The organism is Paracoccus sp. J55, from assembly GCF_000513975.1.
In the GTDB taxonomy this organism is placed as follows: Bacteria; Pseudomonadota; Alphaproteobacteria; order Rhodobacterales; family Rhodobacteraceae; genus Paracoccus.
Map to the genome: position 1 here is coordinate 1 of NZ_AZVA01000007.1, position 14,070 is coordinate 14,070.

At 69.2% G+C, this 14,070-nt stretch carries 16 protein-coding genes; 8 read left to right on the forward strand and 8 right to left on the reverse strand.

The genetic code is table 11. The features are described 5' to 3' along the window. Positions 1 to 105 precede the first annotated feature (105 nt). Entirely contained in the window at positions 106 to 477 is a 372-nt protein-coding gene (locus PARJ55_RS22970; RefSeq protein WP_051416201.1) for a hypothetical protein, read from the forward strand. A 399-nt stretch (positions 478 to 876) separates the two neighbouring features. On the opposite strand, the gene PARJ55_RS0108540 is transcribed toward PARJ55_RS22970, so the two are convergent. After that, positions 877 to 1,125 carry a hypothetical protein gene (locus tag PARJ55_RS0108540; RefSeq protein WP_028712655.1) on the reverse strand — a complete coding sequence of 83 codons (249 nt, stop codon included), beginning with the start codon at positions 1,123 to 1,125 and terminating at the stop codon, positions 877 to 879. Positions 1,126 to 1,154: 29 nt separating this feature from the next. Next, positions 1,155 to 1,526: a hypothetical protein gene (locus tag PARJ55_RS24520; RefSeq protein ID WP_232215681.1), complete on the reverse strand. Its 372-nt coding sequence runs from the start codon at positions 1,524 to 1,526 to the stop codon at positions 1,155 to 1,157. A 54-nt stretch (positions 1,527 to 1,580) separates the two neighbouring features. Between PARJ55_RS24520 and PARJ55_RS24765 the strand changes: the two genes are divergently transcribed. The 5 genes from PARJ55_RS24765 to PARJ55_RS0108565 all read left to right on the forward strand — a co-directional run bounded on the left by PARJ55_RS24765 (position 1,581) and on the right by PARJ55_RS0108565 (position 5,116). Next, positions 1,581 to 1,706, forward strand: a complete 126-nt coding sequence (locus PARJ55_RS24765) for a hypothetical protein (protein WP_256380434.1) — start codon at positions 1,581 to 1,583, stop codon at positions 1,704 to 1,706. Positions 1,707 to 1,952: 246 nt separating this feature from the next. Continuing rightward, positions 1,953 to 3,230 carry an SDR family oxidoreductase gene (locus PARJ55_RS0108550; protein ID WP_232215682.1) on the forward strand — a complete coding sequence of 426 codons (1,278 nt, stop codon included), beginning with the start codon at positions 1,953 to 1,955 and terminating at the stop codon, positions 3,228 to 3,230. After that, complete coding sequence (locus tag PARJ55_RS0108555) at positions 3,230 to 3,703, forward strand: DUF2269 domain-containing protein (protein WP_028712658.1); 474 nt, start codon at positions 3,230 to 3,232, stop codon at positions 3,701 to 3,703. Before PARJ55_RS0108550 ends, PARJ55_RS0108555 begins: the two co-directional genes overlap by 1 nt. A 92-nt stretch (positions 3,704 to 3,795) precedes the next feature. After that, a complete protein-coding gene (locus tag PARJ55_RS22975) occupies positions 3,796 to 4,287 on the forward strand; it encodes an SWFGD domain-containing protein (RefSeq protein ID WP_028712659.1) in 492 nt (163 codons plus the stop codon). Between the two features lie 265 nt (positions 4,288 to 4,552). Further along, complete coding sequence (locus tag PARJ55_RS0108565) at positions 4,553 to 5,116, forward strand: response regulator (RefSeq protein WP_028712660.1); 564 nt, start codon at positions 4,553 to 4,555, stop codon at positions 5,114 to 5,116. Between the two features lie 25 nt (positions 5,117 to 5,141). On the opposite strand, the gene PARJ55_RS0108570 is transcribed toward PARJ55_RS0108565, so the two are convergent. The 6 genes from PARJ55_RS0108570 to PARJ55_RS21715 form a co-directional block, all read right to left on the reverse strand. Next, positions 5,142 to 5,501 (reverse strand): response regulator, encoded by a 360-nt coding sequence (locus PARJ55_RS0108570; protein WP_028712661.1) that lies wholly within the window; start codon positions 5,499 to 5,501, stop codon positions 5,142 to 5,144. Next, a complete protein-coding gene (locus PARJ55_RS22980) occupies positions 5,494 to 8,868 on the reverse strand; it encodes a GAF domain-containing protein (protein WP_198019330.1) in 3,375 nt (1,124 codons plus the stop codon). The genes PARJ55_RS0108570 and PARJ55_RS22980 overlap by 8 nt, the downstream gene beginning before the upstream one ends. Positions 8,869 to 9,072: 204 nt before the next feature. Then, entirely contained in the window at positions 9,073 to 9,654 is a 582-nt protein-coding gene (locus PARJ55_RS0108580) for an NTP transferase domain-containing protein (RefSeq protein ID WP_028712662.1), read from the reverse strand. Between the two features lie 57 nt (positions 9,655 to 9,711). Continuing rightward, positions 9,712 to 10,233, reverse strand: a complete 522-nt coding sequence (locus tag PARJ55_RS22985; RefSeq protein WP_051416203.1) for a TIGR02444 family protein — start codon at positions 10,231 to 10,233, stop codon at positions 9,712 to 9,714. A gap of 3 nt (positions 10,234 to 10,236) precedes the next feature. After that, positions 10,237 to 11,061, reverse strand: a complete 825-nt coding sequence (locus PARJ55_RS21710) for an alpha/beta fold hydrolase (protein WP_232215683.1) — start codon at positions 11,059 to 11,061, stop codon at positions 10,237 to 10,239. Then, positions 11,049 to 12,044 carry a LysR family transcriptional regulator gene (locus tag PARJ55_RS21715; protein WP_084637804.1) on the reverse strand — a complete coding sequence of 332 codons (996 nt, stop codon included), beginning with the start codon at positions 12,042 to 12,044 and terminating at the stop codon, positions 11,049 to 11,051. Before PARJ55_RS21715 ends, PARJ55_RS21710 begins: the two co-directional genes overlap by 13 nt. A 190-nt stretch (positions 12,045 to 12,234) precedes the next feature. On the opposite strand from PARJ55_RS21715, the gene PARJ55_RS0108600 reads away from it, so the two are divergent. Both PARJ55_RS0108600 and PARJ55_RS21720 read left to right on the forward strand, forming a co-directional pair. Next, positions 12,235 to 13,200 carry an ABC transporter substrate-binding protein gene (locus tag PARJ55_RS0108600; RefSeq protein WP_028712663.1) on the forward strand — a complete coding sequence of 322 codons (966 nt, stop codon included), beginning with the start codon at positions 12,235 to 12,237 and terminating at the stop codon, positions 13,198 to 13,200. A 30-nt stretch (positions 13,201 to 13,230) separates the two neighbouring features. Beyond that, positions 13,231 to 14,064 (forward strand): ABC transporter ATP-binding protein, encoded by an 834-nt coding sequence (locus PARJ55_RS21720; protein WP_051416204.1) that lies wholly within the window; start codon positions 13,231 to 13,233, stop codon positions 14,062 to 14,064. Positions 14,065 to 14,070 lie beyond the last annotated feature (6 nt).

The following is a 14,070-nucleotide window of genomic DNA, read 5'->3' on the forward strand; positions in this document are numbered from 1 at the left end:
CGCCGCGACGATGACGACGACCGGCGCCATGCCTCGCGCGGGCGCCGCTGAACCCGGGCGAGAGGGGGCCGCAAGGCCCCCTTTCCGCCCCGTGGGACCGGATCGATGAGCGGGCCGGAGAAGGCGACGGAGAAGGCGCGCGCGCCCGGGCCGGAGACGGAGACGGAAAGGCGGCCGGAGGAGAGCCGCGGCGCCAATCCCTCGCGGCTGCGCGCCGAGATCGACGCCGGCCGGACCGGCGACAAGCTGGGCTTTCCCGACCCGGCGGCGGCGCCGCTGGGCACCGACGACGAGGCGGCGGGCACCCCGGTCAGCCCCGAGCAGCTGCGCCTGGCGCGCCGCGCCGAGCTGGCCCAGGGCGCCCGCGCCCGCCGCAACCCCGGCCCGCGCCTCCTGCCGCAGAGGCTCGCCGTCCTCGCCATCCTGCTGCTGATCATCATCACAGCCATCCTCATCCGCGCAAACAGACAAAACTGAATCACGTCGGACGGGAGAGTCCGGGATACAGCCGCAGCCCTGCAGGACCTGCGGAAGGACAAGACAGCCTCAAGCCGGGCGACGGCGCTGCTGGCCGTCCACCCCGGCCAGGCCTCGCATGAAACAGAGGATCCACCTCGGTGGCCGAGGCGGGCTTCAAGGCGATGATGGCGGGGAGGAGCAGATCGTCACCGGCTGGAAAACCGGCTGCAGGTGGCGGCGGCGCATGTGACGCCCGCGGGAATGCTGGCCGAGAATGCTGGCCAAGCGGCATCGCCGGATGGCCGAGCCGAATTCCGGGCGGTCGGGGGACGGCGACCCCGGCCCGGGCGCTTCGGCCTCGATCCGGCCGCCCTCGGGCGATGAACCGACCGGGTTCGCCATTCGGCCGGGCGGGGCTCAGCCCTCGTCCTCGGGCCGGCCGTCGCGCTTGTGGTGCTGGCTTTCCTGATTTTCCCCCTTGGGAGAAGGGTCGCCATCGTCGTTTTCCAGATCCTGCGGCCTGACCCGCCCTTCGGTTATCTGCCCCTGAGGATGTTTTGCGGCCTCAAGATAGGGGCGGGAATCGAAATCCTTGCCGGCATTGCTGGTATCCACGCGCTTCTCGATAATCTGGCGCTGCTGTTGACGGGTTTTCTTTCCGGTCATTCTTGCCTCCTGGATATTATATCGCTGCGTCACTTGTTTTCGCGGCCGCGCTGCCGGGGATCGACGCCGCCCTGCGGCGTGGTATCGTTCAGCACATCGCCCTCGAAGGTATTTTCGCCGCCGATCTCGGGGTCTTTGCGGTCGACGCCCTTCGAACGGCCGATACCGGGATCGTGCCGCAGATCGGCGTCCGAGGGGTGGCGGGTCTTGGGATGCTTGCTTGCCATGGCTCTTTCCTTTCCTTGCTGAAATGCCTTTTCCGGCAAAGGCGCTAACAACCGGAAAATCGCTGCATTGTTCCAGACACGCCCGTATTCCGGAAACGCCTGTGCCATTTCGCCTTGCAGGGTGCTGACGCAATGGGCAGTCCAGCCAATTTCCGCCAATGGGTTTTTGCTCATGCGTTAATTCCATAAGCGCGTGGGGGCGCCGCTCACAGGCATCAGGAGGTGAGCATGCCACATCAAACGATTCTCGCATCGGCGCTGGTTGCCGGCGTCATGACCGGCGCGGTTTTTGCAGCAGCGTCGGTGATTGCAATGCAGGCGATGGGAGTATGGATCGAACCTGCCGAGCATTAAGAGTCAGCCCCCCGTTTTAAAAGCGGGGGGCTTCCTTCGGCCGGTCCTTGAAACCCCGAAAGGCACTGCCTGCGCGACATGGCCCTTGGCCGGGCTTTTCGTCGACGCCGGAACAAAGCCGCCGCCAGCGGGTTCAGGACCGGCCTTTCTTGCGGGAGACGGGACCATGAACCACCCAGCTTTCAGGCGCGCCGCCGCGATGCGGCCCAGAAGCATGCCGCGGGCCGGCCGGCCATGAGGGTGCTGGTGACAGGCGCGACCGGCCTGATCGGGCAGAGCGTCTGCGCCCGGCTTGCCGCCGACGGCCATGTCGTGCTGGGGGCAAGCCGCAGCGCCCGCCCGCCCGCCTTCGGCGCGGTGTCGCGATGGATCCGGGTGGATTTCGGGCAGGCGGACGATCCCGACCTCTGGCGGCCGCATCTTGAGGGGGTCGAGGCGGTGGTGAATTGCGTCGGCGTGCTGCAGGACAATGCCCGCGAGGACACGACGGCCGCCCATGCCGGCGGTGCGGCGGCGCTGTTTCGCGCCTGCGCGGCGGCCAGCATCCGGCGGGTGGTGCATTTCTCGGCCATCGGGGTGGACCGGCAGCAGGCCTCGGCCTTCTCGGCCAGCAAGCTCGAAGGCGACAGGGCGCTGATGGCGCTGGATCTGGACTGGGTGATCCTGCGGCCCTCGGTGGTGCTGGGCGGCCCGGTCTTCGGCGCCAGCGCGCTGATCCGGGGTCTGGCGGTCCTGCCGGTGCTGCCGGTGATGCCCGAGACCGGCCCCCTGCAGGTGGTGGCGCTGGAGGATGTCGTCGAGACCGTGGCCTTCGTCGTCCAGCCCGACCGGCCGGCACGGCTGGCGCTGGAACTGGCCGGGCCCGAACGGCTGTCCTTTGCCGAGGTGGTGGCGCTGCATCGCGCCTGGCTGGGCTGGCGCCCGGCCCGGGCCCTGGCGCTGCCGCGATGGGCGGCCGGGCTGCTTTACCGGCTGGGTGATCTGGCCGGCAGGCTGGGCTGGCGCCCGCCGCTGCGCAGCACCGCGCGGCGCGAGATCCGCCACGGCGCCGTCGGCGATCCGGGGCCCTGGACGCAGATCACCGGCATCCGGCCCCGCAGCCTGGCCGAGGCGCTGCGCGCACGTCCGGCCTCGGTCCAGGAACGCTGGTTCGCCGGGCTTTACCCCATCAAGCCGGTTCTGTTCGTGGTGCTGGTGCTGTTCTGGACGCTGACGGCGGTGATTTCGCTGACCACCGGCTTCGAGAACGGGCTGGAGCTGATGCATCGCGCCCGGACCGGCGCCTTGGCCGGGCCGGGCGTGGTCGCCGGGGCGCTGGCCGATCTGGCCATCGGGCTGGCCATCGCCTGGCGGCCGACGGCGCGGCGCGGGCTGTGGGCGGCGATCGGGCTGTCCTGTTTCTACATCGTCGCCGGCACGCTGCTGCTGCCCGAGCTGTGGAACGAACCGCTGGGGCCCCTGCTGAAGATCTGGCCGATCCTTTTCGCGCATTTCGTGGCGCTGGCGATCCTGGACGAACGCTGATGCTGTATCTTGGCCTGAAATACCTGCATATCATCGGCGCTTCGGTGCTGCTGGGGACCGGCGCCGGCATCGCCTTCTTCATGCTGCTGGCGCATCGCTCGGGCGACAAGGCGGTGATCGCCGGCGTGGCGCGGATCGTGGTGATCGCGGATTTCCTGTTCACCGCCACCGCCGTGGTGGCGCAGCCGCTGACCGGGCTCGCGCTGGCCTGGCATCTGGGCTACGGGCTGGGCGAGCACTGGATCGTGCTGTCCCTGCTGCTTTATCTGCTGACCGGCGCCTTCTGGCTGCCGGTGGTCTGGATGCAGATGCGGATGCGCGACCTTGCCGTGGCGGCGCTGCGCGAGGGGCAGGCGCTGCCGCCGCGCTATTTCCGGCTGTTCCGGACCTGGTTCGCCTTCGGCTTTCCGGCCTTTGCCGCCGTCCTCGGCATCTTCTGGCTGATGATCGCCCGGCCGGCGCAGCTCTGGTAGGCGGGCGGCGGTTTTCAGGAACATTCCGGCCCGCCCCCGGTTGTCCGCACCCAGCCGCCCGCGGCGGCGCTGACCGTGAACAGGAGGATGACATGGCAGATCGTTGGAGGGACGAAGACCGCAATCGCTGGGACCCGGATTATTCCGAGCGGTCCTATCGCAGCCGCTACGCCCGCGACGACGACAGCGATTATCGCGACCGGGACTATGGCCGGTCGGGGCGCTACGGCGATTATGGGCGCGGCGCCTATGGCACGCCCTACGGCGATTATTCCGGCCGGCCCGGCGGCTATGGCGGCGGCTATGGCGACGATCGCCGCCGCGGCTATGGCCGGGGCGATTACGGCGGCGCCTACGGCACCCATCGCCGGCAGGACCGGGAAGGCGGCTATGGCCGCGACGATCGCGACTGGATGGACCGCGCCGGGGACGAGGTCGCCTCGTGGTTCGGCGACGAGGAGGCCGAGCGCCGCCGCCGCCAGGACGAGCTGCGCGATTACAACGACCGCGGGCGCCGCGGCTATACCCGCGCCGACGACCGCGTGGGCGAAGGCGCGCGCGGCCGGTTCCGCGACGACTGGTAACCCTATCCGCGCCGGGGACCGCCTGATTCCGGCGGTCCCCACCAGCCCGATGTTCTGCCGCAGGGACCATGACAGCGCACGGGTCTGCAGGCGTCCGCCATGGCGCTGCCTGCGGCTTGGCCATGCCGGCCGCGCCGGGGAACATTCCACGCGCTTGCGAGTTGGTTCGGGTCCGGTGGGTTCGGGCGGGCAGATCGTGATCACGGGGGCAGGCCGCGGCTGGTTCCGGGATGCGACCAGTGCGCCCGCAGAAGGGGGGTGAAGGTTGCGCATTCTCGTTGTCGAGGACGATTATTTCCTGGCGGAACAGCTGACGACCGAGATCCTTGAGCTGGGCGATTCCGTCGTGGGTCCATTTGCGGACGTGCATGACGCCATTCTCTGCGACGACCGGATCGAGGCCGCCATCCTCGACGTGAAACTGGGCGACGAGACCTCTTTCTGCATCGCCGATTCCCTGAAGAGCTCCGGCATCCCCTTTCTGTTTCTGACCGGCGGCCATCACGAGCTCGTGCCGCCGCGGTTCCGCGATGCCCGGATCTACAGCAAGCCCAGCCACGCCCGGCCGATGCTGCATGACCTGCATGCCCAACACGACCGCCTGCCCGCCCGGCCTTCGGAATCGATCGAAACCATCGTGGTCGACATGCTGGTGCAGGCGCAGCGGGTGATGCCGGACAGGGCCTCGGCCGAGCGGCTGGTCGAGGCGGCGCTGAAATCCGCCGTCGCGATGACCGAGCGGGGACAGGCCGAGCAGGAGCTGAAAGCGTGGCTTCTGCGGCTGCTCGGGAAGGAATATGCGAAACGGCGCAGGCGTCACCTGAACTGATCCGTTGCCCGCCTTGCGGCGGGGTTCACCCGCCCATGGCCTGCGCGAGCTTTTCCATATCGACCGGCTTGTCCAGCCGCAGGATGCCCGCGAAGCGGTCGGGCAGGGCGGATTGGTCGTAGCCGGTCACGAACACGAACCGCACCCCCCGCTCTATCAGCAGGTCGGCTGCGGGAAAGGCGGCTTCTCCGTGCAGGTTCACGTCAAGAAGCGCGCCGTCCAGCCGCTTTTCGGCTCTGATCAGCGCCATCGCGTCCTGAAGCGTTCCCGCCCACCCGACCACGATGGCGCCGGCCCGTTCCAGTTCACCCCGAAGCTCGGCCGCAAGCAGGAATTCGTCCTCGACCACAAGGATGCGGCGGGCCTTGAGCAGGGGTTCAGTCATGCCGGTCCGGCTCCGTCGTGCTGGCAGAGACCGGGATCGAGATGGTGCAATGCACGCCGTCCGGTCCGAAGCTGTAGGAGGTCCGGGCGCTGAGCTGATAGGGCAGGGCGCGCTCGATCAGTTCGCGGCCCTGGCCGTTGCCATGCGGACCCGCGCCCGAAGGCGGCATCCTGACCCCGCTTTCGCGCCAGTCGATATGCAGCCAGGGCTTGTCCTGCCCGCCCTGCGGCTGAAGCCGCCAGCTTACCGCAAGCCGGCCCGCCGGCTGACCCAGCGCGCCGTATTTGACCGCGTTGGTCGCCAGCTCATGCAGCGCCAGGGCCAGAATCTGCACGGTCGAGGAGCGCAGGCGGACGCCCGGCGGTCCGTGCAGCACCACCCGCCCGGAGGCGCTGCCCATGGCGGAAAGCTCGGTCCGGATCAGGTCGTCGAAGGTCACGCGGTCATGTTCCTCCAGCCGCGACAGCAGGCCCTGGACCCGGGCCAGCGCCGCCAGGCGGTCGTGGAACCGCTCGCGGAAATCGGCCAGGTCGGTGCTGGTGCGCGCGATCTTGTCGGCCATCGAGCGGACCACGCCCATCAGATTGCGGGTCCGGTGCTGCAATTCGGCGACAAGGACCTTCTGCCGCTCCTGCAATTCGCGCAGCTCGTGGATGTCGGTCGAGGTGCCGAGCCATTCGACGATCATGCCGGATTCGTCGCGGACGGGCGTGGCGCGGGTCTGGAACCAGCGGTATTGCCGGGTCGCGGCATGGCGGATGCGGCCCTCCATCTCAAGATGGCCGGTGCGCACGGCGGCGTTCCAGAAATGCATGGCCTTGTCCCGGTCGTCGGGATGCAGCGCGTCCAGCCAGCCCAGCCCGGCGCTGTCCTCGCTGCTCAGGCCGGTATGGTCGGTCCATTGCGGGCTGGACCAGGTCCAGTGCCCGCCGTCGATGGCGCGCCAGACCAGCTGGGGGATCCCCTCCATGAGCGTTTGCAGGCGCAGCCCCGCCTTGTGCAGCTGCGTCAGGTCGTGGCCGATGCCGCCGATCAACGTCACCCGCTCGGCGGTGTTGGTGATCGGAAAGACGGTGCTGCGCAGCCAGCGGGTGGTGCCGTCGTTCTGCCTGCGGATGCGATAGTCGAAGGTGACGTGCCGGCCCAGGCGGGCCTGGCGCATGGCATGGCTGGCCTTGCGCCGGTCCTCGGCCGCGATCATCCTGATCCAGGCGCGGTAATTGTCGCCCGCCTGCGCGGCGTCGCGCCCCAGCCCGTAGATGGTCTCGAAGGCGGGGGTGAGATATTGCCATTGCAGGGTTTTCGCGTCGCGTATCCACAAGATGTCATGCGAGGCCTCTCCGAACCGGCGCAGCCGCTCCTCGCTGGCGCGCAGCCGGTCCTCGGCCTGCACCCGCTCGACCAGATCGGCCGCCAGCCGCACCAGCAGGTCCAGGAAGCGCAACTCGCGCTCGCTGGGCCGGTGCGGCCGGCGCCAATGGGTCGAGAGCATGCCGAGCACCGTGCCGCGATGGGTCCGCAGCGGCGTGGACTGCACGGCGCGCAGCCCCGAGCGGCGATAGGCCCCCACCTCGGCCGGATCGTCGATCAGCGGTTCCAGATCCGCCATCACCACCCTGTCGCCGCTGTGATAGGCCCGTCCGCAGGAACTGGCGCCATCCATGCCGACCCATTCCCAGAACCGGGCGGATTCGGGGTGAAATCCGCGATGGGCCAGCAGTTTCAGCTGGCCGTGTTCATGGTCCAGCACCTGGATGCTGGCGGCATCCGAACGCATCAGCACCGCCGCCGCCTGGACGATGCGGTCATAAAGCGCCTGCGGCGACTTGGCGCCGACCAGATCCCTCACCACGGCGTGCAGCTCCTCCATCGCCTGCAGGTCCTCGGCCAGCTGCGCCTCGTTGCCGCGCAAGGCCGCCTCGGCATACATGCGCGAGATGATGATGGCCGCGGTCTGGGTCAGCGCCGCGGCAAGCTCGCGATCCCGGGCCGTGGGCTCGCGCGGCTCGGCGAAATACATTGCCAGAGCGCCCACGAGCTGCCCCGAGGCGGTCTCGACCGGAAAGAACCAGCAGGCGCGATAGCCGAAGTCGCGCGCCAGCCAGATCCAGGGCCGCCAGCGCGGTTCCCGGGTGACGTCGGGCGTGATGACCGGCTGGCCGCTGGCGAAGGCCAGTCCGCAGGCAAGCGACTCGGGCGAGACCTCGAAGCCGTTCACCCGCTCGGCATAGCCGTCGGTCATGCCGACGACATGGTGCAGCGTCGCGCTTTCAAGATCGGCAAGGTAAAAGGCGCATCGCAGCGCCCCCTTTTCCTGCTCGACCGCCGCCGCGACAAGGATGCCCAGAGAGACGTCCAGCGCCGCGCCGTCCATGGCGGCGCGGAACGCCTCCTTTTGCGCGGCCAGCCAGTTCTGGTTCCGGCGGCGGGTTTCCTCGCTGGCCTGCAGGGCGGCCTCGGCCTGCTTGCGTTCGGTCACGTCCACGAAGACGTTGATCGCCCCCGCCAGCCGGCCGTCATCGTCGTAAAGCGGGTCGATGCTGGCATGGGTGACCAGCCGGGCACCGCCGGGCTGTTCGAGGACGATTTCGAGGTTGCGGGCGCTGCGCCCGTCGCGCAGGGCTTCGGCCATCGGGCTGTCCTCGGGCCGCAGCGGCGCGCCGTCGGCGGTCCACAGCCGGAACGATCCGCAGAACCGCTCGCCGGCATCGTCGAGCCGCGGCGCCCGCCCCCACAGCTCGGCGGCGCGGCGGTTGAAGAAGGTCAGCCGGCCCTCGGCATCGCAGGTGTAGACGGCGGCGGGCATCAGCGAGAGAAGCTTGCTGACGCGCTGCTCGCTCTGGCGCAGGATGATTTGCGCCCCCGCCCGCTCGGCCGCGGCCCGCGCTCTCTCCGCCACCTCGGCGGCCAGCTTCACCTCGGCCGGGGTCCAGTCGCGCGGCGCGCCGTGTTCGAGGACCAGATTGGCCGCCTCCCGGCCGTGCCGGAGCAGCGGGACCACCAGCAGTGCCCGGGTTCCGGTGGCCAGAAAAGCCCGGCGCGCCTCGGCCCCGATGCGGGGATCCTGCGCGATATCGGCCAGCGCGACCGGCTTGCCCTGCCGAAGCCGCTCGCCCATCCGGCCCGCCAGCCGCGCCCCGCCATCGCCCTGCCGGTCATCGCCCTGCCGGCCGGGGGCATCCGGGCGGGCATGTGTCCCGGCGTTGCGCGCATCGTTCGGCGCCGCGACCTCGCGATAGGCGGCGCGATCCGCGCCGAGGCGTTCCGCCAGCAGGCGCGCCGCCGTTTCCTGGATTTCCGCGGCATCCGGAATCGCCGCCAGCGCATCGCTGAGACGGAGCAGGAACGCCTGACGTCCTTCCTTCATGCGCAGCCTTCCCTCCATGTCTGGCGACCCCGCGCGCGGATGCGCGCAAACATGGTTCCTGGACGATCAAGGTCGCGGGAAGCGGATTTCTGACAACGCGCCCGGCATGCATCCGTTCCTTGGCCGCGCGAAAACCCTCTCCCGTCCGATGGAAAGCCGCCCGCCGCGGACAGGAACAGGCGCCGCGCCGCCGAATGCCAGCGGCTAGAACCCTCCGCCGAGAAAGCGGAGATCGGACACGGTATCCACGTCCGCGGCGCTTTCCTCGCCGATCTCCAGCAGGTCCTCGGCCGGCAGGCGGGCGATGAAATCGCGCGCGCCCGCATCGGCCCGGGCGCTTTCCCGCGCGGCCCGATAGGACGAGGCGTAAAGCAGCACCGGCGGCAGGCGGCGCCCGGCCGAGCGGCAGGCGCTGTTCCTGCGCCTGGCCAGCAATTCGCCCAGCAGGCCGGCGGTTATCGCCGGCATGTCGCCCAGGCAGATCAGCGCCCTTTCCGCCGACATCTTTTCCGCAAGCCCGACAGCGGCGCGAAAGGACCGGGCCATCGATTGCAAGGGCGGGACATGCCGGACGACGAATCCGGGCGGCAAGGCGGCCTCGACCTCGTGCGAGGACACGATCGCCGCGACCCTCTGGCAGGCGGAATCCTGCAGCGCGCTTGCCGACCAGTGCACAAGCGGCCTGCCCCGCAAGGGGGCAAGCAATTTGTCGCCGGGGCCGAAGCGGCGGGACGCGCCAGCCGCCAGAAGGATGCCGACCGTGCGGACCGGCCTGTCGAGAACCATGGCTTTGCTGCCTGTTTCGGGACGGTGCGGACCGGCTTCGCTCTGCGACATGGCGTTTCACCGCCCGCGCGGGCGGGCGCGGATTCTGCCGGCTGCGGCAAAGGTGGCCGGCAGGTGAAGCCGGTCCAGCCGGTAGAAATCGGCCAGGCTGTCGGCCAGCAGGCGCAGGGCGGTGTCCGGCCCGATATCGCCCCGGCCGGCGCATTCGGGCGCCAGCGCCGCCTCCAGCCGGGCCAGCCGGGCGCGTTCCAGCGACAGCTCATGCGCCAGCAGCGCCTTGCGCAGGCGGCCCGCCCCGCCGTCGCGGGGCAGGCGTTTCCTGAGGCCGCGCGCCAGCCGCAGATGCAGCCGCGCCGGCCAGGGCACGGCCCGTTCCAGCCGCCCCAGCGCGCCGGGCTCGACGCCGATCCCCCGCGCGGCAAGGAACAGGGCCGCGAGAAGCAGGCAGACATCGCCCTTCTGCCGGTCCTGGAAATGCAGGCATTCCGCCTTGACGCCGGGCTCGGCATAGACGGCGAGCGCGAAGCGCCAGAGCACCCCTTCCCCCGTCGTCCCGGCATTGCGCGCCTGCTGCCGCATCGGTCAGATCTTTCCCGCCAGTCTCATCAGGGCCGCGGCGATCGCCTCGGGTGCCTCCAGCGGGGTAAAATGCCGCAAATCGGGCAGAATCTCCAGCGTGGCGCCCGGAATCGCCTCGGCCATGGCCCGCGCCATTTCCGGCGGCGTGGCGTAGTCGTGTTCGCCCACCACGATGGCCGTGGGAAGGTCGAAACGCGGCAAGCCCGCACGCAGGTCCGCCGCGCCCAGCATCCGGCAGGTGGCCAGATAGCTGGCGACGTCGTTGGCCATGAAGGTCGCGACGGCCTGCTCCACGACCTCGGGGCTGCGGGTGATGAAGGCCGGGCTGAACCAGCGGCTTTTCTGGAAGCCGACCAGCGCGTCCAGCCCCTCGGTCACGGCCTTCATGCCGCGTTCTTCCCAGGCGGCCGGCGCATTCTCGCCATACCAGGCGGTGGTGTCGATCAGTCCCAGCGCCCGGACCCGGCCGGCGTGGCGGGTGGCGAAGGCCAGCGCGACGCAGCCGCCCATCGAGGCGCCGGCGACCAGGGCGCCCTGCCACCCCAGCTCCTCCATGACCTCGGCGAGGTCGTCGGCGAATTGCTCGACGGTGAAGGGGCCGGGGGATCTGGTCGAGCGGCCGTGCCCGCGGCAGTCGATGGCCAGCACCGCCACGTCCTCGGGCAGGCAGGCGACCACCGCGTCCCAGAAGGCGCCGTCCATCGCCAGCGAATGGACCAGCGCCATCCGCGTCGTGCCGGCGGGATTGGCAAGCCGCCAGGCAAGGCTTGCGCCGTCGCGCAGCGGCGTCGTGCCCTGCCGGGCGGCGGGCGTGGTCATGGCGTCCATGGTCTGTCTCCTTTGTCATGTCGAAGGCTGTTTGCGAGGGCGGGCAGGGCCGCGTCCGGCGTCTGCCGGGGATCCTGCGGCAGGGTGCGCGCCACCGCCTGGATCTTTCGGGCCATCCATTTATGCGAGGGCAGGGACGAGCGCGGCTGGCTCCAGACCAGGTCCGAGCGGACCGACAGCCCCTCGACCGGCGCCTCGGTGATGTGCAGCGCGGATGTGTCGAACATGGGCAGCATCCGTTCCAGCATCAGCGCCAGCAGATTCGTATGCGCCACGATGGCCGGCGCCGCGACGAACTGGTGGGCCGTGGCGAAGATGTTCCGCTGGATGCCCCGTTCGGCCAGCAGCTGGTCGACCCGGCTCGTCTCGCCGAAGCCCGGCTTCACGGCGAGATGTTCCGCCTGCAGGAATTCATCCAATGTCAGCGGCCCCTGCGCCAGCGGATGGCCGCGGCGCATCATGCAGACATAGCGGTCATGGAACAGCGGCGCGCGCGAAAAGCGGCGCGGCAGATGCGGGATCACCCCGATGGCGAAGTCGATGGCGTTGCGGTCCAGCATCTCGACCAGCTGCGCATTGCTGTGCGATTCGGCCAGGACGCGGATATTGGGGGCCGTTTCGGCCAGATGGGCCAGCAGCGCCGGCAGCAGCACCGCCGAGGCGTTCTCGGATACCGCCAGGGTGAACACCCAGGGCATGTCCTGCGGCTGGAAATCCTGCGGGACCAGGATATTCTCGATCTGGCGCAAGGCTTCGCTCAGCGGGGCGGCCAGCTCCTGCGACCGGGCCGTGGGCTGCATGGCGCTGCCGACCCGGACGAACAGCGGATCGTTGAACAGCTGGCGCAGCCGGTTCAGCGCATTGCTGGTGGCCGGTTGCGACATCCCCAGCCGCGCGGCGGCCTTGCTGACGGAGTTCTCGGCCAGCAGCGCATCCATGACCACCAGCAGCCGCATCTCGATCGAGGCCAAATTCACCGACATGATAGTGCTCTCCCGGATTTGAATTTGCCAAGCCGCGTCACTTCGCAATACTGTCATACATACATACCGTAGTATGCGAATGCAATATTGTCGTCAGAGGATGAATTATGCGACCGTTCCCGCGCAGGGAATCGAGTCGCGCTGTGAGCCGCGAACAGCGCGGTGAGTCTCGAGATCCAGGGAGGAGAATGTGAACAATACCAGATGCGCCCTCGTCGCTGCGGCGATCATCGCTGCGGGCAGCGCCGCCACGGCCGAGACCTGGCGCCACGGCGTCGTCGAGGCCAAGGGCGATGCCGGCATCCTTTTCATGCCGGTGCGCTTCGGCGAGAAATACGGCGTCGAGATCGACATGGTGCAATTCGTGAGCAGCACCGTGCCGGTCAAGGCCCTGCTGGCCGGAGAGGTCGACAGCTATTCCACCTCGCCCCTGGTCGGCATCGCCGCCATGGCCGAGGGGGCGCCGCTGCGCTTTGTCGGCTGCAACTGGCCGGGCATGACCTACAACATCTATGCCAAGTCCGACATCACCTCGGTCGAGCAGCTCAGGGGCCGGTCGCTGGGCGTGTCGGGGCCGGGCTCCTCGCCCGACCTCTTCGCCCGCGAGGTCCTGCATGCCAGCGGCGTCGATCCCGCCGAGGTGCAATTCGCCAATGCCGGCGGGGGCGGCGACCGTTTCCGCGCCGTCGTGGCGGGCATCGTCGAGGCGACCGCGACCTCCAGCGAATACGAGGAGGAGGCCGGGCGGCAGAACGTGAACGTGATCGCGCGCGCGCCGGAGGTGACCCCGAACATGCTGCGCAACTGCATCGTGACCACGCAAAAGGCCATCGACACCAAGGGCGAGGCGCTGGTGCGCTTCCTTGCCGCGCAGATGGAGGGGCATGCCTATGCGATGGAGCATCCCGACGAGACCTATGCGCTGGCCCGCGAGATCGCGCATCTGCCCGAGGACGACACCGGCCCGGAATTCATCTTCAAGGAGGTCGTGCAGTACTCCGCGGTGACGCCGGAGCTGGAGATGGATGTGGGGAAGCTGCAATGGAACGTGGACATGATGCAGCGCAACGGGCGCATCCAGAACACCTTCGACATCACCGAATTCGTCGATGACGGCCCGCGCCAGCAGGCCCTCGAACTTGTGAAGCAGCAGTAGCGCCTTCACGCAGAAACCGGAGACTGCTGTATGTCCCATGTCGAACTGAAAAACGTATCGAAGACCTTCGCATTGCGGTCGGGGGGAACCTCCCGCACCACCCGGGCGCTGGACAACCTGTCGCTGAACATCAACCGGGGCGAGATCATCGCCCTGGCCGGTCCCAGCGGATGCGGCAAGACGACCGCGCTGCGCATCATCATGGGGCTGGAAGAGGCGTCCAGCGGCTCGATCCGCGTCGCGGGCAAGGAAATCTCGGGCTGCGGGCTGGACCGCGGCATGGTGTTCCAGCATGCCGAGCTGCTGCCCTGGCGCTCGGCCGTGGACAATATCCGCTTCGCGCTGGAGGCCAAGGGCATCCCGCCGCACGAGATCGCCGAGCGGGCCGAGCGGTTCATCAATCTGGTCGGGCTGGGGCACGCCATGCACCACCGTCCGCACCAGCTTTCGGGCGGGATGAAGCAGCGGGTCGGCATCGCCCGGGCGCTGGCCATCGATCCCGAGGTGCTGCTGATGGACGAGCCCTTCGGCGCGCTGGATTCCCAGACCCGGGAAACCCTGCAGATGGAGCTGCTGGACATCCACCAGCGCACCGGCAAGACGATCATCTTCGTCACCCATGACCTGGACGAGGCGGTGCTGCTGGCCGACCGGATCGCGGTCATGGTCCAGGGCCACCTGCGCGAGGTCATCGACGTGAACATCGAACGGCCGCGCAACGACATGCGCGCCATCCGCAGTTCCGAGGAATTCACCCGCAAGCGCCAACTGGCCTGGGATGCGCTGCATGGCTATCGCGACGAGGGCGATGCCGCGCCCCGGCCCGCCACGTCCACCGCAGCGCCCCTCCGGGCCTTCGCCTGAGAGGCA

Excerpts from the sequence above, each read along its gene's own strand:
- PARJ55_RS22970 (WP_051416201.1), top strand. The coding sequence starts at position 106 with ATGAGCGGGCCGGAGAAGGCGACGGAGAAGGCGCGCGCGCCCGGGCCG.
- PARJ55_RS0108540 (WP_028712655.1), bottom strand. The coding sequence starts at position 1,125 with ATGACCGGAAAGAAAACCCGTCAACAGCAGCGCCAGATTATCGAGAAG.
- PARJ55_RS24520 (WP_232215681.1), bottom strand. The coding sequence starts at position 1,526 with ATGAGCAAAAACCCATTGGCGGAAATTGGCTGGACTGCCCATTGCGTC.
- PARJ55_RS24765 (WP_256380434.1), top strand. The coding sequence starts at position 1,581 with ATGCCACATCAAACGATTCTCGCATCGGCGCTGGTTGCCGGCGTCATG.
- PARJ55_RS0108555 (WP_028712658.1), top strand. The coding sequence starts at position 3,230 with ATGCTGTATCTTGGCCTGAAATACCTGCATATCATCGGCGCTTCGGTG.
- PARJ55_RS22975 (WP_028712659.1), top strand. The coding sequence starts at position 3,796 with ATGGCAGATCGTTGGAGGGACGAAGACCGCAATCGCTGGGACCCGGAT.
- PARJ55_RS0108570 (WP_028712661.1), bottom strand. The coding sequence starts at position 5,501 with ATGACTGAACCCCTGCTCAAGGCCCGCCGCATCCTTGTGGTCGAGGAC.
- PARJ55_RS22980 (WP_198019330.1), bottom strand. The coding sequence starts at position 8,868 with ATGAAGGAAGGACGTCAGGCGTTCCTGCTCCGTCTCAGCGATGCGCTG.
- PARJ55_RS0108580 (WP_028712662.1), bottom strand. The coding sequence starts at position 9,654 with ATGGTTCTCGACAGGCCGGTCCGCACGGTCGGCATCCTTCTGGCGGCT.
- PARJ55_RS22985 (WP_051416203.1), bottom strand. The coding sequence starts at position 10,233 with ATGCGGCAGCAGGCGCGCAATGCCGGGACGACGGGGGAAGGGGTGCTC.
- PARJ55_RS21710 (WP_232215683.1), bottom strand. The coding sequence starts at position 11,061 with ATGGACGCCATGACCACGCCCGCCGCCCGGCAGGGCACGACGCCGCTG.
- PARJ55_RS21715 (WP_084637804.1), bottom strand. The coding sequence starts at position 12,044 with ATGTCGGTGAATTTGGCCTCGATCGAGATGCGGCTGCTGGTGGTCATG.
- PARJ55_RS21720 (WP_051416204.1), top strand. The coding sequence starts at position 13,231 with ATGTCCCATGTCGAACTGAAAAACGTATCGAAGACCTTCGCATTGCGG.